General features: G+C 42.3%; 17 protein-coding genes. 8 read left to right on the plus strand and 9 right to left on the minus strand.

Annotated features, from left to right (window positions below):
• Positions 1–37: 37 nt before the first annotated feature.
• Positions 38–2032: a T9SS type B sorting domain-containing protein gene (locus tag GSY63_RS03700; protein ID WP_166584477.1), complete on the minus strand. Its 1995-nt coding sequence runs from the start codon at positions 2030–2032 to the stop codon at positions 38–40.
• Between the two features lie 331 nt (positions 2033–2363).
• On the opposite strand from GSY63_RS03700, the gene GSY63_RS03705 reads away from it, so the two are divergent.
• A complete protein-coding gene (locus GSY63_RS03705; protein ID WP_166584478.1) occupies positions 2364–2795 on the plus strand; it encodes a DUF6896 domain-containing protein in 432 nt (143 codons plus the stop codon).
• 51 nt (positions 2796–2846) lie between these two features.
• Here the strand turns inward: GSY63_RS03705 and GSY63_RS03710 are convergent, their stop codons facing one another.
• Together GSY63_RS03710 and gyrB are read right to left on the minus strand one after the other, a co-directional pair.
• The gene (locus GSY63_RS03710) at positions 2847–5024 is read right to left on the minus strand and encodes an ATP-binding protein (protein WP_166584479.1); all 2178 of its coding nucleotides are present in this window, start codon (positions 5022–5024) and stop codon (positions 2847–2849) included.
• Positions 5025–5533: 509 nt separating this feature from the next.
• The gene (gyrB, locus tag GSY63_RS03715; protein ID WP_166584480.1) at positions 5534–7492 is read right to left on the minus strand and encodes a DNA topoisomerase (ATP-hydrolyzing) subunit B; all 1959 of its coding nucleotides are present in this window, start codon (positions 7490–7492) and stop codon (positions 5534–5536) included.
• A gap of 161 nt (positions 7493–7653) precedes the next feature.
• Here gyrB and GSY63_RS03720 point away from each other — a divergent pair, with 161 nt between their 5' ends.
• From GSY63_RS03720 to GSY63_RS03745, 6 genes are all read left to right on the plus strand, one after another.
• A complete protein-coding gene (locus GSY63_RS03720; protein ID WP_243749148.1) occupies positions 7654–8250 on the plus strand; it encodes an OmpH family outer membrane protein in 597 nt (198 codons plus the stop codon).
• Between the two features lie 281 nt (positions 8251–8531).
• Positions 8532–10484, plus strand: coding sequence for a DUF1800 domain-containing protein (locus tag GSY63_RS03725; protein WP_166584482.1), 1953 nt, complete (start codon positions 8532–8534; stop codon positions 10482–10484).
• A gap of 19 nt (positions 10485–10503) precedes the next feature.
• On the plus strand, positions 10504–11772 hold the full coding sequence (locus GSY63_RS03730; RefSeq protein WP_166584483.1) for a DUF1501 domain-containing protein: 1269 nt from the start codon (positions 10504–10506) through the stop codon (positions 11770–11772).
• Positions 11773–11897: 125 nt separating this feature from the next.
• Complete coding sequence (locus GSY63_RS03735; RefSeq protein WP_166584484.1) at positions 11898–12377, plus strand: nucleoside deaminase; 480 nt, start codon at positions 11898–11900, stop codon at positions 12375–12377.
• A 206-nt stretch (positions 12378–12583) separates the two neighbouring features.
• On the plus strand, positions 12584–12904 hold the full coding sequence (gene trxA, locus GSY63_RS03740) for a thioredoxin (RefSeq protein ID WP_166584485.1): 321 nt from the start codon (positions 12584–12586) through the stop codon (positions 12902–12904).
• A gap of 67 nt (positions 12905–12971) precedes the next feature.
• Positions 12972–13892 carry a DUF58 domain-containing protein gene (locus GSY63_RS03745; protein WP_166584486.1) on the plus strand — a complete coding sequence of 307 codons (921 nt, stop codon included), beginning with the start codon at positions 12972–12974 and terminating at the stop codon, positions 13890–13892.
• Between the two features lie 97 nt (positions 13893–13989).
• Here the strand turns inward: GSY63_RS03745 and GSY63_RS03750 are convergent, their stop codons facing one another.
• Both GSY63_RS03750 and GSY63_RS03755 read right to left on the minus strand, forming a co-directional pair.
• Positions 13990–15321 carry a sensor histidine kinase gene (locus tag GSY63_RS03750; protein ID WP_166584487.1) on the minus strand — a complete coding sequence of 444 codons (1332 nt, stop codon included), beginning with the start codon at positions 15319–15321 and terminating at the stop codon, positions 13990–13992.
• A 9-nt stretch (positions 15322–15330) separates the two neighbouring features.
• Positions 15331–16008 carry a response regulator transcription factor gene (locus GSY63_RS03755; RefSeq protein ID WP_166584488.1) on the minus strand — a complete coding sequence of 226 codons (678 nt, stop codon included), beginning with the start codon at positions 16006–16008 and terminating at the stop codon, positions 15331–15333.
• Between the two features lie 150 nt (positions 16009–16158).
• On the opposite strand from GSY63_RS03755, the gene GSY63_RS03760 reads away from it, so the two are divergent.
• Complete coding sequence (locus GSY63_RS03760) at positions 16159–17625, plus strand: glycoside hydrolase family 130 protein (RefSeq protein ID WP_166584489.1); 1467 nt, start codon at positions 16159–16161, stop codon at positions 17623–17625.
• A gap of 185 nt (positions 17626–17810) precedes the next feature.
• On the opposite strand, the gene GSY63_RS03765 is transcribed toward GSY63_RS03760, so the two are convergent.
• The 4 genes from GSY63_RS03765 to GSY63_RS03780 all read right to left on the minus strand — a co-directional run bounded on the left by GSY63_RS03765 (position 17811) and on the right by GSY63_RS03780 (position 22172).
• On the minus strand, positions 17811–18260 hold the full coding sequence (locus tag GSY63_RS03765) for an RES family NAD+ phosphorylase (RefSeq protein ID WP_166584490.1): 450 nt from the start codon (positions 18258–18260) through the stop codon (positions 17811–17813).
• A gap of 3 nt (positions 18261–18263) precedes the next feature.
• Positions 18264–18785 (minus strand): type II RES/Xre toxin-antitoxin system antitoxin, encoded by a 522-nt coding sequence (parS, locus tag GSY63_RS03770; RefSeq protein WP_166584491.1) that lies wholly within the window; start codon positions 18783–18785, stop codon positions 18264–18266.
• A gap of 103 nt (positions 18786–18888) precedes the next feature.
• A complete protein-coding gene (locus GSY63_RS03775; RefSeq protein WP_166584492.1) occupies positions 18889–19896 on the minus strand; it encodes a glycosyltransferase family 4 protein in 1008 nt (335 codons plus the stop codon).
• The gene (locus tag GSY63_RS03780) at positions 19896–22172 is read right to left on the minus strand and encodes a glycosyltransferase family 4 protein (protein WP_166584493.1); all 2277 of its coding nucleotides are present in this window, start codon (positions 22170–22172) and stop codon (positions 19896–19898) included. The genes GSY63_RS03775 and GSY63_RS03780 overlap by 1 nt, the downstream gene beginning before the upstream one ends.
• Between the last annotated feature and the right edge of the window lie 118 nt (positions 22173–22290).

Here is a 22290-nt window from a genome sequence, read left to right on the forward strand (position 1 = left end):
CAAGTCGTAAATTCGCTCAATAACTTTCCTCTCTATGTTATCTAATTACGGTAACATAGCCCGAACGGTCTACCGGATTTCCCCTAAGGTCTGCAGCTTTAATTACGTAATAATAAACGCCTACAGGTACAGGGCTGCCATGAAAGTTGCCATCCCAACTGTTAAATGTACTTTGCGACTGGAACAGTGTTTCGCCATATCGGCTAAAGATGCGGATATTATAATTGACAAGATCAGTAAGCGACACTATAAACTCATCGTTAATTCCATCTCCGTTGGGAGTAAATGTATTAGGGATCAGAAGGCCGCCTCCATCCAAAAGTATGTAGTCGCCCTTGGTTATCGATGCAGAACAAGCGGATTGTTTAAATGCGGTGAGGGTAACTTTATAAGTACCCTTAACACCATAGCTATGTTGGGGACTAAAATCAGAAGATGTTACGCCGTCCCCAAAATCCCACAAATAGCTATCTGCATCGGTAGATTGGTTGTAAAATTTCACAATCGCCGGGATAGACAGCTTGGCGGGCGCGGCCGGTTCGGTATAAAAGGAGGCTTGAGGGGCGTCGTATATTTCGGGTATAGTTATGCTGGAAGGGTCGCTGGTACAGCCGCCTCTCGTTAAATATAGCTTATAAACGCCTGCTTGTTGCTTGCTGGTTATCGGTATATTAACCTCCGGCGAATCGGAAGTGAAGTTATTGGGGCCAGTCCATAAATAGGTGTCACCCGGTTGTTGACTGGCGCTCAATACCAAATTGTCTTGCAGGCAAAAGCTTGGTTTGTTTGCAATTATTTGCGGAGGTGTTGGCTTTTGGCCTACATTAAAGGTTTTAAAGTCAACATCAATGCAGCCATTAGCTGTAGAGGCTTCCAGCGTAACTGTTTTCGGTCCAGGTGTTGTATAGGTTATGGTATAGGGCCCAATCCCGTTCGCAGATGTTATACTGGCATCAGCCCCAAAATTCCATTTTAAACTCTCGTAGTTAGTAGCTTGGCTGGTAAAAACAAAGCTCTGTTTAGGTTCACAGCTATTTAAAGAAACCTGGTCTATAGCGGCCTTAGGCCCTGCAAATACAGCGTCGCCCCTAACACCTTCCTGATCTGCAAATTCGAGCGTAAAGCCGCTGTTTTGACTCACAAAGTTGTTAACGAGCAAGGCATAGTAATGGCCTTGCTGCAAGGTAAGGTATTCAACTTTGCCATTTTGGCCCGCGCCGCAACCGCCAGGTTCGCTAAGGTCAAAGTCGTGAAAATCCAACCCTGTTTTATAATAAGATGGTCCGGAGTTGCAGCTAACGCCACTTCCGGCAGCACACCTAACGGCGTTTACGGCATTAATATTTGCCTCATCGTCGGTTAACCCGAGGTCATACAATACAAAATCAAGATCATCTGTTTTTTTATTTGGGGTTAAGGTAAATACGAGGTTGCCGCTATTTGCCGCCTTCCATTTGTACCAAACGGTGTTTTGCTCGTTGGCTTGTCCGGGGTTATCAAGGCATGTACCCATGCTTTCGTTATTGTTGTTGCCCGCCCCGCTAACCTTACTTTGCGAAATGGTTTGCGTGCTGCAAAGCAGTAATGCAGTTGCATAATCTTGGCCAGCTTGTAAAACAGGGTTGTAATTGTTAATGCATAATTTAAAACTGCCTGGTACTCCGCTGCTGCTGCTCACAGCAATGTAATAAGTGGCGCCTACAATTAAACCTCCCTTATAAAAGCTCGTTACATTGTCTGTAATAGTTGAAGTTCCGGGCAACTGCGTGCCGCTACAATCTGCAGATAAAGTAATTTCCGGTGAAGCCAAAGTCGCCCCCGAAACAGTAATATTAACATCGTATTTGGTGGCTACAAATTTAAACCAATAGGTAGGTTTAGCGGCGGTAGTAGCATACTGAGCATCCGCTGAACAAAAATTGTTTACCTGGCTAATTAAAGTTGCTTCAACGCAATCCGGAATGTCGGCCGAAGGATGCGCATTGCAGATATTTATGAGAAGTAATAAAAGCAGGGAAGCAAAAACTCTCAATGATTTATTGGTTTGTATAACAAATTAATAAATCATTTACAATCTTACGCTCTATTTTCCGTTTTTATTAGATGTTTGTAGCTTAATTAGTGGAAAAAAAGCAAAATGTTGAAAAAACTTTAGTTAAAAGTTGTGAAAAATGCGATTATAGCATTAGCTTGCCTTTGCGATTGATATAGCTAAAAGTTGTAATAATTTTTAAAAAAATGAACCCTAATGGCGGGCAATACCGTATACCTGTGTTAGAACATGTATGCGCGTGTTTTTGCCCTGCTTTGCATTTAAAACTATTTAAAAGATAATGATTGCCGATCCGTCTAGAACTGAAATCATGGTAAACGAACTATTGGATTTAATTAACGACTACGTTTCGTGTTCAACCTACATGTGTGGTTCGCTAAAAGACTTTTATGATGTTGAGGGGGACACGTCTTTAACTTCACAAAATAGAAGTAACGCTATACCTGAGCAAGGAAACCTGCCCGATGGAATACACTTTACATTTCACGGAAACGGTTGCTATTTTGAATTTGAAAATGGCGGCATTGATGTCGACTTCGGGCCCAATAACCGCTGCGACGGCTTTGACCTTTATAGATTAAGGGAGTATTGGCTGATGTCAAAAAAGTCGGTTTATAAAAACCTTACCGAAGAGGCCTTTATGCAAGGTAAGTTTGACGAGATTGTAAAAAAAGGATTTATCTGCAACCCCAATTGGAACCCAGGGAAAGAACTTTTCTACCTTTCTGAATTAGTAAATTAGTCTTCGATTCTTAAACTTACAGACTCATAGTAAAAGCAGGTTAAAGCTTAACTATTTACACTTAACCGGAATTGTGAACGTAAATTCGGTACCAATACCGGGTTTGCTTTCAACCTCAATTTCTCCATTACATTTCTCGATCAGGTCTTTACAAAAGAGCAATCCCATGCCCGTGCCCGATTCGTTCTGTGTGCCGGCTATGCTATCCATACGGCTTTTAAACAGCTTATTCAACTGCTCCTTCGACATGCCAATGCCATGATCTTTGATCTTAACTATTACCTTACCTTCTTTCTCCTCGGCTGATATTTCGATGTTATCGTCGCGGTGCGAAAATTTAATGGCGTTGGTGATCAGGTTCCTTACCACAATGCGGATCGAATTCGGATCTGCTGTGGCGGTCAGGTTTTCGGCAACATCGGTCACAAAACCAATCCCTTTTTTTTGAGCCTCATCGCGGTAGTTATCAATTTCATTTAAAACCAGTTCGGATACCGAGAAAGGTTTAAGTGTGATGTCAAAGCTCTCCATCTGGCTGTTTACCCAAAACAAAAGCGTGTCGAGAAAATCTGAGGTATAGTCGAGTTGCTTAAGCACGGCGGGCAGCATGTCTAGCATTTCCTGGTGGGTAATACTACTATCCCTTAATAAATAAAACAAGCCTTTTAAGGTACTCAGCGGTGCGCGCAGATCGTGAGCAAGTATCGCAATAAGTCTGTCTTTTAAATGATTAAGCTCGTTTAGTTTTTTTGCCTGCTCATCGAGATCGGTTTTTTGATGCAGTACCTCTGTGTTTTTAAGCTCCAGTTTGGTGTTGATTTCCTTCTGACGTTTCTTCTCGCGGTAATAGATCCAGATGGTTAACAACATCCCCACAATAATGATCAGAAATATGGCAATAACCAAACGCTGCCTTTGTGAACGCTGCTGAAATAGCATTTCGCGTTCGTGCTGATGTTGTTTCAGCTGCCGTTCTTTAAGCGCAAAGGTAAGTTCGAAGTTGTAGGATGTAGATTTCTCGATACTCTCATTACTTTTCAACTGCTCTTTGAGGTTGATGTATTGATTTAAATATTGGTAGGCGTCGGCATTTTTGCCCAAACCCGCTAAGGCCTTGCTCATTTGTAAGGCTGCACTGGCCTTTACGGCCAAATTGCCCAGTTTAACCGACAATTGCTGGCCTTCCAATGCATATCCGTAAGCTTTTTGGTATTCGTGCTGTTGATTATACAGGTTAGCCAACCCCACGAGCGCATACGCCTGGTTGTAAACTATTTTGAATTTGCGCGCAATTTGTAAGGAAGTATCTATATAACTGTTAGCCCTCGCAAAATCGTTTTTAGCGGCATAGGCTAGCCCCAGGTCGGTGTAAACAGAACTTAGGCCATCTTTATCATTTTGGGTATTTACAATTTTGTTGGCTGTATTTAAATATCGAATAGCGCCGTCGTAGTCGTTTTGCGCCAATAATATTTCGCCAATGTTTTGGTTAATGGTGCCCAGCGCCTGTATGTTATCGGTGCCTTGTAGCAGATTTAGCGCTTTTTTAAAATGAACGAGTGCATTCGGATAAACCTCCATGTTTTGCAACACCGCACCAATATTGTTATACAAATTACCAGATAATAGCGCGTAATGATTCTTGATTGCAATAAAGAGCCCCTTATAATAGTAGTCGAGCGCTTTAGAAAGTTCGCCACGGCTAAAGTATACGTTGCCAAGGCCCTTATACAGATTGGTTTGTAGTAGCTCGTTGCCGTTGTCCTTATTAAGGTTTACAGCCAGGTTTAAATATTTAAGGGCCAGCTCATAGTCGGCAATTAAAGTATACATGCCACCATAAGCCTGGTAACAGGCAATTTGCCCTTTTATGTCGTTTAATTTTTTAAAGATGGCAATCGCCTCATCCAATTGTTGCTTTGCTTCAGTGGTACGGCCTTTAAAATAATCTACGTGCGCACTTTGCAGCAGGCCGTTAGCCAGGCCTTTATCATATTTGATGCTGCGCGATAGGGAGATACTTTTTTGTGCGTAATAATAGGCGCTATCTGGCGTAGATTGAAAGTAGTTTTCGGAAAGCAGATTTAACCTGTTTATAGTTAAAGTGTCGGCTTTGAGCCTGTCTTTTGGGCCGAGTAATTTTAGCAGGCTATCTACAGCACTATTTCTTGTAGCTGCATTGCCCGTAAAAATTATCAGTAACAGAAAAGATGTAAAAAAGTATCTCAAGACAGCAGGCTTTAGGCTATTTAATTTTAGGTTAACTCATCTCTAAATATAATACAAAAAGTATGCAATAGTGTGTTGTAACTTGTAATGAATATTCTGAATAAATCTACAATTGTTGGTTTTAGGCATCTTAGAAAGATAATTTGGTTTGTAAATTTCCCGTTATGCTTTTCGCTAAAATTAAGTTGTGGATTTAACGACTAATATTGAATCCTAAATTGGTGGTGCAGTGGTGCAATGCACCACATGCACCACTGTGTTCCTACTTAAAAGTCATTTTGTTTAAATGGACTTATTTATGTGGTTGATTTTTAGATGGTTATTAGAAATTGTTAATCGGTGTAGAAATGCCGATACACCACTTTTCAGTACTTAAAAGTCATTTTATTGCCCGAAGTTGGATCGTTAGATTCCATACCTGGCTGTTTACTTGTAACGTAAAAAGAACCGTAAACGAAAAAAGCCTTCATTACTGAAGGCTTTTCTCTTGCTTAAAATATGATCTGCAATTATACGTCGATGCGGGCGTATTTCGCGTTTTTCTCAATAAACTCGCGGCGAGGGGCAACTTCGTCGCCCATCAGCATAGAGAACGTATGGTCGCACTCGGCAGCATTTTCAATGCTTACCTGGCGAAGGGTACGGCGGGCAGGGTCCATAGTGGTTTCCCATAATTGCTCGGCATTCATCTCACCCAAACCTTTGTAACGTTGTATGTGTACGCTATCCTCTTTACCAGCGCCTTTTAAGCGTTGTACAGCGGCATCACGTTGCTCATCCGTCCAGCAATATTCAAACTCTTTACCTTTTTTTACCATGTAAAGTGGTGGGGTAGCAATGTAAACGTAACCAAACTCAACCAGCTCTTTCATGTAGCGGAAGAAGAAGGTTAAGATCAACGTTGTAATGTGCGAACCGTCAACGTCGGCATCCGTCATGATCACAATTTTGTGGTAACGAAGCTTGGTAAGGTTAAGTGCTTTATCATCCTCAGGAGTACCGATGCTTACACCTAAACCGGTAAACATGTTCTTGATCTCCTCGTTCTCGTAAATTTTGTGTTCCATGGCTTTTTCCACGTTCAGGATTTTACCACGTAAAGGTAAAATGGCCTGGTATTCGCGGTTACGGCCTTGTTTGGCAGTTCCACCTGCCGAGTCGCCCTCAACCAAGAATAACTCGCATAATGCAGGGTCGCTGTTGGCGCAATCTGATAATTTACCAGGAAGGCCAGAGCCGCTCATTACGCTCTTACGCTGTACCATTTCGCGGGCTTTACGCGCAGCCGCACGTGCGGTAGCCGCTAATATCACCTTGTTAACGATGAGGCGTGCTTCTTTCGGATTTTCTTCTAAGTAGATAGACAAAATTTCGCCTACGGCAACGTTAACCGCGCCACTAACCTCGTTGTTGCCCAATTTTGTTTTGGTTTGGCCTTCAAATTGAGGCTCGGCTACTTTTACAGAAATAACAGCAGTTAATCCTTCGCGGAAGTCATCACCGGTAATTTCTACTTTTAAGTTTTTCAGTAAGCCCGATTTATCTGCGTAGCTTTTCAGCGTACGGGTTAAGCCCATACGGAAACCTGCTACGTGGGTACCACCCTCAATAGTGTTGATGTTATTTACGTAAGAGTGTACGTTTTCAGAGTAGGTATCATTGTACTGCAAAGCCAATTCAACCGGGATACCTTGTTTATTACCTTCTACATAAATAGGCTCGGGAATAATAGGCGTACGGGTACCATCTAAAAACTTAACAAACTCTTTTAAGCCGCCTTCAGAGAAAAACTCTTCTGTACGGAAAGTGCCATCTTCTAATGTTTCGCGTTCGTCTGTTAAGGTTAAGCGAATGCCCTTGTTTAAGAAAGAGAGTTCGCGTAAACGAGCTGCAAGGGTATCATATTTATACTCTAATGTTGTGGTAAAGATTTCCGCATCTGGCTGAAACCATTGTGTTGTACCGGTACGGTCGGTTTCGCCAACCACCTTAACATCATACATTGGTTTACCTTTTTCGTATTCCTGTTGAAATATTTTGCCTTCGCGGTAAACGTTAGTTTTTAAGTGGATAGATAGTGCATTAACGCAACTTACACCTACACCGTGCAAACCGCCCGATACTTTGTAAGTGTCTTTATCAAATTTACCACCGGCGTGCAAGATGGTCATTACAACCTCAAGTGCCGATTTTTTTTCTTTAGTGTGCATAGCGGTGGGGATACCACGGCCATTATCTTTTACAGATATAGAATTTCCCGGATGGATAGTTACGTTGATAGTATCACAATAGCCGGCCATAGCCTCATCTATTGAGTTATCTACTACTTCATAAACTAAGTGGTGTAAACCTTTAACGCCGGTATCGCCAATGTACATCGACGGTCTTTTACGAACCGCCTCTAAACCTTCTAAAACCTGTATATTGTCTGCTGAATAATTGGATCTGTCCTGATTTTCTTCGCTCATTGGTTAATAATAAAATAACTAACAAAAGTACGAAATTTTGGCCACATTAGGGGTGTGTTGTGGATAAAAAAGCATCTGTTAATAAGCGATTTGAATAGTTAGGATAATTAGATTGAAATTTTATCTTTGTCGGTAAAATTTATAAACGTAGAATGGAAAAAATGAGTTCGGTTTTTACAAAACTTACTTTAGGTGTTGCATTGGCAACTGCGGTTGTTGCCTGTAACCAAAACAAAACCGCCGATAAGGCAACCGCTACAGTAGCGCCTGCTGCAGGTTCTACTGCTGCAAAATCAGAAATTGTTTACATTAATCAGGATACACTCCTTACAAAATATAACTATGTAAAGGATATGACCGCCAGGTTAGAAACCAAAGGCAAAGCTGCCCAGGCTGATCTGCAATCAAGAGGTCAGGCGTTTCAACGCGAAGTTGCCGAGTATCAGAAAAATGCCGCTACTATGGCTGCTGATGCACGTGCAACAACAGAGAAACACTTACAAAGCAAACAGCAAGAATTACAAGCTTATCAGCAAAATACCGGTGCACAAGTACAACAAGACCAAGGTGCTGAGCAGGTAAAATTGTATGAAAAAATTGCTGATTACGTAAAGCAATATGCTAAAGACAAAGGCTACAAACTGGTATTAACTTACCAAAAAGGTAACGCTAACATGTTATATGGCGATCCTAGCCTTGATGTTACTGCTGACGTTTTGAAAGGCCTTAACGACGCTTACGCTAAAGACAAAAAATAATAGCCAATAAAAATTTTTCGGTTGAAAGCCGCTCCATATTATATGGAGCGGCTTTTGTGTTTTAAGCCTACCTGTCATCCAGAGCGGTAGCGAAGGGTCTTCTTCGCCCTGTATGGCCGCTAAGCATAGTTAAGAAGATTATTCGCTGCGCTCTGAATGACAAATTGAATATGAGAAAATGACAGCGATAAACGATCAATTGAAAATAAGACTCATCCCCAATTAAACCTGCCGCGCTGTTCATAGTCAGACAATTCTGAATCTGCTTTTGAAAAATGCCTATGAAATCAGCCCTCAAATATTTGTTGTCTGTAATGTTGATCGTCGGTGCGGTAATAACCTTGTCGTCGTATTTTACAGATACTCAAAACAGGTATACATTTAAATTTCCGTATCAGAAAGCCGGACTCACCAAAGAACAAGCTGCCGCGCATTTGCTGAGCCGCTTTACTTATGGCGCAACGCCCGAGGAAGTGGATGAAGTGCGAAAAGAAGGCCTTGAAAACTGGTTTCAACAACAACTCAATGGCAACCTTGCCGACGACTCCCTCAACCGGTTGTTAAATAAGTATGATGCGTTGAAGTTGAGCAATACCGAAGTGGTAGCAAACTACCCCAAGCCGGCACAGGTATTGCGCATGGCGATAAAAGATAGCGTTATCAATAAAGATTCTGTTAAAACAGACCGCAAAGCATATAAAGACGATATACAGACATACATGACTCAAAAAGGTCTGAAGCCCGAACAGGAATTGTTTCGCCAGTTTATTAATCAAAAAATATTAAGAGCTGCCTATAGCAACAACCAGTTACAGGAAGTGATGACCAGCTTTTGGTTTAACCACTTTAACGTTTCGATCACTAAAAACGATTGTTCGCAATTTATCCCTGCTTATGAGCGCGATGTGATCCGCCCGAATGCCTTGGGCAAGTTCAACGATTTGTTATTGGCAACAGCGAAATCACCTGCGATGCTATATTACCTGGATAACTTTAGCAGTTCGGCAGCTAATGACAATAATATGCAGGCAGCAAACTTGCGACCACAGGTGATGATGACGCTGCAGAATGCAGTACCCGATTCTGCCAAACGCGGCGTTTTAGTTAATAAACTACAGCAAGCAAAAAAAGCGCAGGGTTTAAATGAAAATTATGCCCGCGAGGTTATGGAACTACACACTTTGGGTGTTGATGGTGGCTATACCCAACAAGATGTTACCCAGGCCGCCAAAGTGCTTACAGGGTGGACAGTTTACCCCATGGGAACTTACGGTAACGTTGCAAAAAATCTTTTCGAACGTTTTACGCCCGAACAACTGGCAAATAGGGGCTTTGTACATGATGGCGATTTTTTATTTAACCCTAACCGCCACGACCGCGCCGAGAAAGTGGTGCTTGGTAAACACTTCGGCTCCAATGGCGGCTATCAGGAAGGGGTAGACTTACTTAACATGCTGGCGCATAGCCAGTCGACCGCAAAATTTATATCGCGTAAGCTGGCTGTGAGGTTCGTAAGCGATAACCCTCCGCAAAGCCTGATAGATAAAATGACCAAAACCTTTACAGAGCGTGACGGCGACATCAAGCAAGTGCTGATTACGATGGTTTCGTCGCCTGAATTTTGGAGTGCGTCGGCCTTGCGCGAGAAAACCAAATCTCCGTTTGAGCTTACCATTGGTGCTGTGCGTGCCCTGCATGCCGACATTAAGCAGCCTTATCAGCTGTTTACCTGGATAAGCAAAATGGGCGAAAAGATATACTACTACCAGGCGCCGACCGGCTTCCCTGATAAAGGCCAATACTGGATAAATACCGGTGCTTTGTTAAATCGCATGAACTTCGGCCTGGCTATAGCGTCGAACCGCATACCAGGTGTTACGGTTGATCTGGCAGCTCTGAATAACCACCATGAGCCCGAGAGTGCGCAGGCCGCCTTAGTTACCTATAGTAAATTGATTATGCCCCAACGCAACCTCGACGAAACCATTAAGCGTTTAACCCCTATGCTTAACGATCCTGAATTGGTAAAAAAGGTAGACGAGGCCAGTGCTAAAACACCATCAAATACCGATATACAGGCTATGGCTAAAACCGGAGATGAAATGGATGGCAAAACACCTGCTTTACTGCGAAAGGGGAATAGCGAGCCGCTGCAAATGGCGGCTGGCAATAATACGATGCTGGCTCAAGTGGTAGGGGTAATTATCGGCTCGCCGGAATATCAACGACGTTAACTTTTAAAGATATACGATTATGTTATCAAGAAGAGGTTTTTTAAAGGCAGGTGGGTTAAGTCTTTTAGGTGTAGGCCTAATGGGCGGCATCCCCGCATTTGTTGCTGAAGCTGCCGCAAGTGATAAGTTCCTGGCTCCTTACAAAAAAGCGAAGACGCTGGTCTGCATCTTTCAACGGGGAGCAATGGACGGATTGATGGCCGTAACGCCTTTTACTGATCAATACCTACAGGCAGCACGCCCTAATCTATTTATGTCGGCAGCTAAAGGTAACGGAGTTTCGTTGATAGATCTGGATGGGCATTTTGGTTTGCATCCGTCTATGAGCGCCTTTGAACCCATGTTTCGCGAAAAACGATTGGGCATAGTGCACGGTATTGGTTCGCCAAATACTACCCGTTCGCATTTTGATGCGCAGGATTATATGGAATCGGGCACGCCGTTTAACAAGGGTACCTCAAGCGGCTGGTTAAACCGTGCCGTTGGTTTGCTGGGCCATGATGCCATAACGCCTTTTACGGCTGTGAGCATGACTTCGGCCATGCCAAGATCGTTGTATGGCGATAACCCATCGGTAGCCATTAGTAACCTTAATGATTTTACCATCCAAATGCGGGGTAATCAACAAGGCGCCAACATGGCCGCCAAAAGTTTCGAAGATCTGTACGATCAAACTTCCTCAAACTTGTTAAAGCAAACCGGTAAGGAAAGTTTTGACGCCGTTAAAATGCTACAGAAAACCGATGTGCGTAATTATAAACCGGCTAATAATGCCATTTATCCAAATTCGCCATTGGGTAATTCGTTAAAACAGATTGCTCAGTTAATTAAAATGGATGTTGGGTTGGAGATGGCCTTTGCCGAATCTAACGGTTGGGATACGCACTTTAACCAAGGTACTGATAATGGCATTTTTTCCCGAAACGTAGCCGATTTGAGCAATAGCATGATGGCATTTTGGAATGATCTGGAAGCTTATCAAGACGATGTAACCGTGATGACCATGACCGAGTTTGGCCGCACCGTACATCAGAACGGAACCGGCGGTACCGACCACGGCCGGGCATCGTGCAATTTTATTTTAAGTAACCGTGTAATAGGAGGGCAGGTTTATGGCGACATTAAACCCCTCGCTAATGAAAACCTGGAAGACGGCCGCGATTTAGCCGTAACCACAGATTTTAGAAGTGTATTTAGCAATGTAGCCGATAAGCACCTGCGAATTAATAATGATAAACTTTTATTCCCGGATTGGGACGGTAAAGCCGCCAATATAATGAGGGGATAACAGCGACTATTGAGTGTGTGTTAGGCGCCGGACTGTACCCTACAGCCGGCGCTTTTGTTTAAAAATGTACAATGTGTTTAAAACTTTTAAACTTTACATTTGATCCCGCTTTTATATTTACAAAAATGGAAACTACACAACACGATAAATTTATGCAGCTGGCAATTGAGCTGTCTGTAAAAAATGTGCAGGAAGGACTAGGTGGTCCGTTCGGCGCTGTAGTGGTTAAAAAAGGCGAAATTATAGCCGCCAGCGCCAATAAAGTTGTGCCCACAAATGATCCCACAGCACATGCCGAAGTGTCTGCTATTCGGTTAGCTTGTCAGCAATTAAATACCTTTAATTTAGAGGGTTGCGTGATATATACCAGCTGCGAACCTTGCCCCATGTGCCTTGGAGCTATTTATTGGGCCCGTATAGATAAGATCTACTACGCCAATACCAAAGCAGATGCAGCTGCGATAGGTTTCGATGACCATTTTATTTACGATGAGTTAGACCTCCCGATGGACAAACGCAAACTACCCGTTGAGCAATTGATGCGAAATGAGGCTTTAACAGCATTTAAACAATGGGAAGAAAATATTAATAAAACGGAGTATTAGGGATTTCGGATTTCGGATGTTCGATTTCAGAATTAATAAATGGGAGAAATACTAAATCCGAAATCGAACATCCGAAATCCGAGATCAATCGCCACTCTTTGTCAAAAGAAAACATTCGGATAATTTAATTGTCACATTGTCATACTTGCTCTTGTGGCAAGTAATTTGAATAGTATATATTTGTTGAATATTAAATAAAGAAAATCATGGCTTTAGAAATTACTGACGCAAACTTCGAACAGCTTGTGTTAAACTCAGATAAACCGGTATTAGTTGACTTTTGGGCAGAATGGTGTGGTCCATGTCGTATGGTTGGCCCGGTTGTAGAGGATATAGCAAAAGAATATGACGGTAAAGCCGTTGTAGGTAAAGTTAATGTTGACAATAACCCAGGTATATCAATGAAATACGGTATCCGTAATATCCCTGCTTTATTATTCTTCAAAAACGGAGAAATTGTTGACAAACAAATCGGTGCAGTGCCAAAATCGGTATTGTCCGGTAAACTTGAAAAACAACTGGTATAATCACCATAAATAATAGCTTAAGAAAAACGCCGTAACCTTAGTTACGGCGTTTTTTGTATTTTAGGACATGGCACAATTAAACAGCGATCAGCAGGTAAGGCATCTGGCCAATCTCGAACTTCTGGCCCGGCAGGTGGTAGAGGGCTTCATAACGGGCCTGCATCAAAGTCCCTTTCATGGGTTTTCTGTCGAGTTTGCCGAGCACAGGTTGTACAATACCGGAGAGTCTGTAAAGAACATCGACTGGAAACTTTTTGCCCGTACAGATAAGCTTTTTGTTAAACAATACGAAGAGGAAACCAACTTGCGCAGCTACTTGTTGCTGGATACCTCATCGTCTATGAATTTCCCGGCCAAAGGGATGAGTAAGCTGCAGTTTAGCGTGTATGCTATCGCATCGCTCATGTACCTTTTTAAAAAGCAACGTGATGCATTTGGCCTTTGCCTCTTCGCCGATGAAATTGAATTATTAAGCGCGGCGCGTTCAACTACCACTCATTTATTTTATTTGTACGCCCAATTAGAGAAGGCGTATAATCAGCCCAAAGTAAATACAAGCACTAACATTACTAAAGTACTACATCGAATAGCAGAGGAAGTTCATCAACGGTCTATGGTGATTGTGTTTAGCGATATGCTGGAAAACAGCATGAGCACCGAGAAAACCAACGACTTGTTTGCAGCCATACAGCATCTCAAGTACAACAAACATGAAGTAATTATCTTTAATGTTAACGATCGCGGGCAGGAGGTGGAATTTAATTTTGATAACCGCCCGCATCATTTCATAGATATGGAAAGTGGGGAAGAAATTCGCGTGCACCCCAACAAAGTGCGCGACAGTTACCGCGAGGCCTTGCAAAGCTACCGGGCAGAGCTGGAATTAAAATGCGCTCAATATCAAATAGATCTGATAGATGCAGGGATTCATAACGGTTACTACGATCTATTGAAAGCTTACCTCATCAAACGAAACAAAATGATATAAAAAAGGCTGCCCGGAACTTTAAACCGGACAGCCTCCAAATAGGGGTAACTCGAAACTAAAACTTTACATCTCAAAGATGCGGTTACTATATGAAGATTTAGTGAAGTTGTTGGTCCTCGTTAAACTTTAAGTTAATCGTTGTTCCCTTGTCTTTTTCCGACACCACATTGATGCCGATTTGGTGAAATGCAGCAATACTTTTTACGATAGCCAGCCCTAAACCGTAGCTCTCGCGTTCGTCGGTATCCAGTTTTTCGAAGCGTGTAAAGGCCTTTTCTATCTGCACATTGTCCATCCCAACGCCCGAATCTATAATCTCGAGTTCATAATGTCCGTTTGTTTTTTTATCGTTTATTATAATGGTGCCGCCCTGATGGTTGTATTTAATGGCGTTATTAATGAGGTTAAACAAAAGGGTATGCATCAGGCTGCGATTGCCGATAATCAATTGCGTACGTTGCAGGTTATTGGTTAACTTAATTTCTTTGTCCTCCAGCCTGTCTTCCAGTTCTTCCTCAATTTCGTGCAATACCTCGGGTATTTTAACCAGGTCGTTTTTATTGAATTGATTATTTTCTACCTGCGATATGAGCAATAAGCTATTTATAATTGATTTGAGCCGGATCAGTGTTTTCAGCGAAGCGAAAATCTTATTCTCCGTTTCCTCCGATAGATTTTCCTGCAGCAATATGTTTTCTAACCGCGAACTGATAATAGAGATTGGCGTTAGCAACTCGTGCGATACATTGGCTATGAATTGCTTTTCGAGCATAAACATATCCGTTATCTTTTTCATCAACGAATTGATGCTTTCATCCAGTAGCTTAAAGTCGTGTGTAGACGTTTCTACTTTGGTATAATCAAAGTTCAACGGATCATTTACCCTAATCAGTTTGTGCTCTATAATGCCATACAGTGGGTTCAATAAGTATTTGGTAAATATCAAATCGCTCACTAAGGTTAGCGACAGTGCAAGCACCAGTATAATTAGGGTAAAACCTTTAATGGTTTTTTTAAGCTCTTCTACAGCATCTATCGTATTACCAACCTCAAGCTGATAGGTATGATCTTTATAATTGAATCTGCAGGTTAAAATGCGGTAAGTATCAGTACTACCGTCTATAGTACGCCTGGCGGTGGTGAAAGTGTCTATTACGGTGGTAATAGTTTGGTGCTGTATTTCTTTAAGAATGATATAATCGTCGCGCAGAATATTGTAATCAGAAAACGTTTTCTTTTTACGGAGGATATGATCAAAATCGCCCGATTTAAGGTTGCCCAGTAATTCATTCTTCTTATCCTCCAAACGCAGCGAAATATGGTGATACGAGATATTCTCTAATGAAAGTAGAATAACCAGGCCCGTGACCAATATAATCGCAAGCTTTGTAAGCGTGTTATACAGGGCCAGTTTAAACTGCAGCTTCATAATCACTTTTTATAGATTTACCCGGTAGCCAATGCTGCGCACGGTTTCAAACCAATCGGTAGGGGCAAACTGGGCCAGCTTTTTACGCAGGTTTTTAACGTGTACATCCACAAAGTTAGAGTCGGAGTTAATTTCCAGTACGTCGCCCCAAACATGTTCTGTTAAGTTAGTGCGCGATATTACTCTGTTTTTGTTTAAAACAAGGTAGTTGAGTATTTCAAACTCTTTGCGGGTGAGGTTTATACGGTCGTTGCCAAAGTTAATGGTGCGGTTTTGGATGTTTATTTTAAAGCCTTTAACCGTAATTTCATTGCTTTCCAGCTTATGTTTGCGCCGGGTAATGGCATGCATGCGCGCCAGCAACTCGTTAAGCGAAAATGGTTTGGGCAGATAATCATCTGCGCCTTCTTCCAGACCGCGTACGCGGTCGTCAACCGCGGCGCGTGCGGTGAGAATTATTACAGCATCGTCTCGATCTTTTAATTGCTTAAACATTTTAAGCAACTCGAAGCCATCGCCATCGGGCAACCCCAAATCCAGCAGGATAAAATCATAATTGTTCACAAATATTTTTTCCTCTGCCGATTTGCGGGTACGGGCATGTTCAACCGTAAAACCTTCGTGACTTAAGTACTCGTCAACCTCCAGGGCTAAGCCTTTTTCGTCTTCAACAATTAAAACATTCATAATTAACGGCAAATTACAAAAAACTAAAACTTATCATCAAAATAAACGTGTTTGAATAAGCACAATATAAAGTTGCAAAACAACTTAAGGTTTCTGAAATTACTTCAATCAATTTTGCTGTGCTGGTGTTAATGTGTTAACTGTTTTTATATGAGACTTTCTATTGAGCGTAAGCCCGTAAGAGTAAACCCCGATCCAAAGCGTGTTATAGCGCGTTTCTTTTTCAATGGTAACGACCGTGCCAAAGAAGTAATTGAAAGGGTAATGGAGTTAACCGAAGATGAAGCATTTGGCATTATTTCGCCTTTGTTGCAAGAGTATTCCAAACGGCACCGTAATATTACCCGTGTTTTAAACCGGCATTGCAGTAAGCTTAAAAACTTATTCGAAGAGCTGAACATCGATTACGACAGCCTTACCGTTTATTTGAAACTGCTTATCGGATCGTATTTTACACACGAATATTCTATCGAATCTGCAGCGTTCTTTAATCCGTCTATAATTGAAGATCCCGATCAAACTGAACTGGAAGATGGCGAACGCCGCGTAATTATCAGCTTCAGGGCAGTGGGCGAGGGGCACATATCGTCTATTACCTTCCGTCGCGCGCTGATAGATCGTTATAATAATATTACCGTTATACCGGCTGGTAGCTATATTGATGAGGCCGAAATAGTACGCAATGCCGTTTATAATAAGAAGCTATTTTTTGATAAAGCGGTAATTACCCAGATAAATCTCGACGTATTGAACGAGATTGAAGGAAAGCTGGACCATCATTTCGAATACGCTAATCTACGCCGGATCCTCATCGATTCACAGCGGCTGCAGGAAGACGATATGAAAAAGCTGGAGTATGACAAAATTCTGTGGCTGGCTGATTCTTATTATGAAATTGTGTTCTCGATGGATACCGATATTTCTGACAGGGTTATATTTCCGATATCGGAATACGAACGTAAAGGTATTGAGGATGCGCGTTTTGTTAAATTTACTAATGATGACGGCAGCTCGGTTTATTACGCTACCTATACCGCTTACGATGGTGCATTGATTATGCCAAAACTGCTGCAAACCAACGATTTCTATAACTTCCGTATTATGCCGTTGTATGGCGACGGTGCACAAAATAAAAACCTGGCGCTGTTTCCGCGAAAGATCAATGGCAAATACGTGATGATTTCTCGTATAGATGGTTGCAACAACTACATCATGTACTCGGATAAGATCAACATTTGGGAGAAGCCGGTTCAGTTACAAAAACCAAAATTTAGCTGGGAGTTTGTGCAGATAGGTAACTGTGGTTCGCCTATAGAAACCGAGTACGGCTGGCTGATGATAACCCACGGTGTAGGTCCGATGCGTAAATATGTATTGAGCGTAAGCTTGTTGAAACTAGATGATCCTGCCGTGGAAATTGGCCGTTTAAAAGAGCCTTTACTGGTGCCTAACAGCGAAGAGCGCGAAGGTTATGTGCCAAACGTGATTTATTCTTGCGGTTCTATTATCCATAATGATAAGCTGATTATCCCATACGGACTGTCTGATTATTCTACATCCTTTGCCGAAGTTCCGGTAGGGGCACTGATAGAAAGATTGTTGAGCGATGGGGTGTAAATTCGGTTTTTGGACGAGGAGAAAAGACAACTGATATTAAGAAAAGCGGCCTTAGGGTCGCTTTTTTAGCGAAATCGTCATTGCGAGGTACGAAGCAATCTCAAATTAACCTAGCCGCTCTGCTCAACGGTGATTGCTTCGTACCTCGCAATGACGATCATAATTATTAGATGTTAATATGAGCACTACAACTTTATCCGCACGTCAAACACAAACATCTCTGTACGAAGTAACTTGATCTTTTTAAAATCAGGGTGTTTCGGGTTAAGCAGATAATTAGTTTCCTCTTCTATAATGGCCGAGGGTACCTGCATGGTAGCAGTTTTACCGCCCTTAATCCATTTTTCGCCGATGGCTTGGGTGAGAGGCATTTGCTGAAATTCGCGCCAGTCGTGCGGAAGTTCCGTATGGTTAACGATATCTTTTTTAAGCTCATCTGGTATCTCGATAGTCATAACGCTAAAGAGCTGGTTTAAACCCAGCTGGCTACGATGTACCACGTTTTCTAAGCAAGCTAACGATCGTGATGATGCCGTGTAGATAACTTCTGTTTCGTTAGGGTTCCAACGCGCAGCGCGGCCCGATGCAAAGAGTTTATCAGCATATTTGGTTAATGCGATTCTGTAAACCAGCATAACTTATGCTAAATCGCCATATTCGAGGCGGATAAGCTCTTCTTCGATGAGGTTGATGCCGGTAAAAGTATCTAAAAGATCAAAAGGAGTTTGGTTGCCCAAGCCGTAAGCAGGCTTATTAAGCCAGTTATGAAAAACATCGGCAGAGCCAAATAAACCTATGCCTTTTTCGAAGAGAGCGAAAGCCTTTAAGATTTTTTCGCTGAGGGATGCATCAAGCCTTTGTGCCTGGTTGGTGTAGTTTTGGATGGTTTTAACCGTAGTTTTAAACGTATCCTGAAACTGTTGATGGCTAAACCCCGATAAGTTTAAAAAATCGAGAGCTGCTTTAGCATCGAGGCCTTTTTTAGAACTGGTAAGCAAAGCTACCTCATTGGCATAAAATGGATGGTAAGCGGCTGCATCAACGCCGTTGGCAGTTTTTACATAAGCCACGGCATAATCATTTACTATGTTTTTGCTGGCATTGGTTTCTGCTTGATAGACAGCCTTTTTAGGGGTTGATTTTTTGTTTCCCTTTTCCATATCTCAAAGATAGAAATTTTTCTAATAAAAATGGAATTTTTTCCAATTTTGTTTTAGATAAAAAACATAGTTCACAGACGATAATTCGCCCAATACCCAATAACTAGCTCAATATCTTTTGATACAGTTTGTGGTAGTCGTTTACCATTTTATCGCACGAGAAATTCGCGGATGCCCAATCAAAACAATCTTTGCGCTTAATATTGGGTAACAGCGATACTGCTTCTACCGCTTCATCAATGGTATTAACCAAAAAACCCGTTTCCTGATGTTTGATCAATTCTTGCATCGAACCCCGGTTGAAGGCAATAACGGGCGTTCCGCAAAGCATGGCTTCGGCTACGCTCATGCCAAAAGGCTCGTTAAAATTTATGGGGTGCAATAACGCCGCAGCTTTACCTAAAAGTTCTTTACGCTTATCTGGTCCGGCATGGCCTACATACACAATTTGTTCGTTATCGATGTATGGTTCTACTTTGCTTTTGTAATAACCTTCATCTTGTATAATGCCGGCTATCAGTAATTTGCGTTTAGCTTTCTTCGCAATCTCAATAGCTTCGGCGGTGCCTTTATCATGATGTATACGGCCGAAGTATAATAGATAATCTTCGGGCTGCTCAACAAAGGTAAAATCTTCAGTATTCAAACCATTGTAAACCGTTGCCAGGTATTTCAGCTCCGGGCTACGGTCGGCATTGCTGATGGATACATAATAGCCCAGATCATTATACTTTTTATAAACAGGTACAATCCGTGTAGATGAAAATCCGTGTATAGTAGTTATCAACGGTGTCTTAATCAATCCCGAATAAGTAAGCGGCAAAAAATCGAAGTTATTATGGATGAGGTCAAACTCAGAAGCCTTTTCCATCAGATTGCTAATGTGCAGGCACTCCAGCACTTTAGCATCTTGTGTGCGGTCTTCTTCGTAACCCTTTTCGCAAATGGAATCCAGGGTACCTGCGGTAATGGAATCCCCCGTTGCGAAAAGAGTCACGTCGACGCCTTTTTTTATTAATCCTTCAGCAATGTTTGATGCTACTTGTTCCCACGGGCCATAGTGCCTGGGTGGAGTACGCCAGGCAACAGGGGCTAAAACGGCAACTTTCATTAACAAACTTTAATGTTGTGATCGTATTTTTTGTACTCGTACTCCAATTCAAAGGCCTTCAACACGGTTAAGTGTGATATCAGATACGCTAACGTACTTTCGGCACCCTGGTTACGGTTTATACCGTTCGGCATTAAGCCATCGCAACAACCTTTGGTTTCATAGTCGTACAGCGGTGCGCGTAGTGTGTTTTCGCCCAGAAACCACTTATAACTCAAAAACATTTTCTCGATGTATTCTGGCTTACGGAATGTTTCATACGCCTGGAAATGCATCATCACCATAGCCATTGTCTCAATAGCCTGCTGATCAAACGTTGGGAACACACCACCACGGTAATACCAGCCATCGTTACCAACAGGGCTTAAATAGCCGTTAGACAAGGTTAGCTTATCTAAAAATGCCATTGTGTTTAGTGCAATGCGTTTTGCGTTTTCATTTCCTGTAATTTCGTAAGAGTGTAACAGTGCTAACGGAAGTATGGCGTTATCATAAGTCATGCCCTCTTCAAACCACTGCCAGTCTGGTGATTGCGTGTTTTCGTAGGCATCTATTAATGGTTGGGTTAGCCTTACCATTTCGGCCATCATACCCTCGTCGGTAGGATAAACTTTAAGGTAGAGGCAGATACCAATGATAGTATTTGCCATACCGCGAATGTATCTCAGATTTCTAAAATGAGGGTACGATTTATGGAAGATCTCCATTGCAAACTCACGGTAAGAGTTATTGGCAGCGCAACTGATCAAATGACCAAGCGACCAAATGGTACGGCCGAACGAATCTTCAGACCCAACTTCGTCCAAATAACGACGGTCGAAGCTGAGGAAGTTGCGGAAGTTACCATCATCACACTGCATGTAGTGGATGTAGCTAAGGTATATCGGCAATAACTCCAACGCCTCTTCGCTCTTATTACGTTGATAAGCCATCAAGGCCATAATTAAGGCCCGGGCATTATCATCCAGGCAATAACCTTCTTTTAAGTTAGGTATGCCATATTTAGCATGTTGAACAATACCGGTGTCGTCTGTTAAACGTTTTACGTGCGCCAGGCTAAACTTAGGAAGTACTTCGGGGTCAACAATGCTGTTCCTTAATATCTTGTCGCTAAAATCGTGGTTAAGGCACGATTCCTGGGCAACACGGATAAACTCAGCACCGGTTTTCGGCCAGCGCAGGTGTAGGCCGTATTCGTAGGCATTTTGCTTAAGCGTATTTAAAATATCTTCATTATCCAGCAAGTCGTTTACATTATCGGCCAGGGCATCGGCATCTTTAAAATCAAACAAACGGCCGCGGTTATGGGCCAATAGTTCAGTAGCATGCCAATATGGGGTAGAAACCACGGCAGCGCCCGAACCTACTGCATAAGATAGCGTACCGCTGGTAATTTGCGCCTCATTATGATATGGCGTAACATATAGCGTACAGGCTGTAAGATAATTAATGAGTTCTTCTTCTGATACAAACTTATTGATGAAAGCCAGATGGTTCGAAACTTTTAACTGCGCGGCTAAAGATTTCAGGCTGTCGCGGTATTCTTCGCCCGAGTGTTTTACCACGCCAGGGTGGGTGTTACCTAGTACCACGTACATTACGTCGGGGTGTTTCTCAACTATCTTAGGCAGTGCTTTTACAACTGTCTCTAAACCTTTGTTACGGCTTATTAAACCGAAGGTTAACATTACGCGTTTGTTTTTAAAAGCGGTAAGCTCGCGCACCGGGTTTTGTTCCGGCTCTTCCAAGTCAGGAACGCCGTGTTCGATGATTTGAATTTTCTCCGGCGCTATGTCGTAAATAGTAGTAAGAAACTCAACTGCACGCTGGCTCATTACAATTACTTTTGAAGACTGCTCTGCGATTTCGCGAATGATAATGCGTTGCACATAGCTCGGCTCTTTCAAAATGGTATGCAAGATAGAGATCAGCGGTTTTTCTAATCTGTTAAGCAACGGTAAAATATAAATGCCGCTCTCGCCGCCATAAATACCAAACTCGTGCTCCAGTATGCAAACATCCGCATTGCTGGTGTTAATGTAGTTTGCCGCGCGGATATAATCCTTCTGATGGTTTTGGCGAATAACGTATTTTACCTCTTCAGGGTATTCATATTCCTGCAGGTTTTCAGAGTCGTTAACGGCAACAACAAAGCCGCTTTGTGACAGACTCTTCCGCTCAGGAAAGTTCGCACTGATGGCACGCATCAGGTTTTGGTTAAAGGTTGCAATACCGCATTCGCGCGGAGGGTAGGTTGAGATGTAAGCTATTTTCATTTTCAGTAGGATGTCTTTTAAAGGCAAGTGCATTTATGTATTTTTTCTTTTTTTATTGACAGTGAATGACTTAAAAAAAGGCCAACGTTAAGCTAAAAACAAGCTTTTTAGGTGGTTT

This window comes from Mucilaginibacter agri, from assembly GCF_009928685.1.
Lineage (GTDB): Bacteria > Bacteroidota > Bacteroidia > Sphingobacteriales > Sphingobacteriaceae > Mucilaginibacter > Mucilaginibacter agri.

Coding starts and splice junctions, on each gene's coding strand:
- GSY63_RS03705 (WP_166584478.1), top strand. CDS start 2,364: ATGGTAAACGAACTATTGGATTTAATTAACGACTACGTTTCGTGTTCA.
- gyrB (WP_166584480.1), bottom strand. CDS start 7,492: ATGAGCGAAGAAAATCAGGACAGATCCAATTATTCAGCAGACAATATA.
- GSY63_RS03720 (WP_243749148.1), top strand. CDS start 7,654: ATGAGTTCGGTTTTTACAAAACTTACTTTAGGTGTTGCATTGGCAACT.
- GSY63_RS03725 (WP_166584482.1), top strand. CDS start 8,532: ATGAAATCAGCCCTCAAATATTTGTTGTCTGTAATGTTGATCGTCGGT.
- GSY63_RS03730 (WP_166584483.1), top strand. CDS start 10,504: ATGTTATCAAGAAGAGGTTTTTTAAAGGCAGGTGGGTTAAGTCTTTTA.
- GSY63_RS03735 (WP_166584484.1), top strand. CDS start 11,898: ATGGAAACTACACAACACGATAAATTTATGCAGCTGGCAATTGAGCTG.
- trxA (WP_166584485.1), top strand. CDS start 12,584: ATGGCTTTAGAAATTACTGACGCAAACTTCGAACAGCTTGTGTTAAAC.
- GSY63_RS03745 (WP_166584486.1), top strand. CDS start 12,972: ATGGCACAATTAAACAGCGATCAGCAGGTAAGGCATCTGGCCAATCTC.
- GSY63_RS03750 (WP_166584487.1), bottom strand. CDS start 15,321: ATGAAGCTGCAGTTTAAACTGGCCCTGTATAACACGCTTACAAAGCTT.
- GSY63_RS03755 (WP_166584488.1), bottom strand. CDS start 16,008: ATGAATGTTTTAATTGTTGAAGACGAAAAAGGCTTAGCCCTGGAGGTT.
- GSY63_RS03760 (WP_166584489.1), top strand. CDS start 16,159: ATGAGACTTTCTATTGAGCGTAAGCCCGTAAGAGTAAACCCCGATCCA.
- GSY63_RS03765 (WP_166584490.1), bottom strand. CDS start 18,260: ATGCTGGTTTACAGAATCGCATTAACCAAATATGCTGATAAACTCTTT.
- parS (WP_166584491.1), bottom strand. CDS start 18,785: ATGGAAAAGGGAAACAAAAAATCAACCCCTAAAAAGGCTGTCTATCAA.
- GSY63_RS03775 (WP_166584492.1), bottom strand. CDS start 19,896: ATGAAAGTTGCCGTTTTAGCCCCTGTTGCCTGGCGTACTCCACCCAGG.
- GSY63_RS03780 (WP_166584493.1), bottom strand. CDS start 22,172: ATGAAAATAGCTTACATCTCAACCTACCCTCCGCGCGAATGCGGTATT.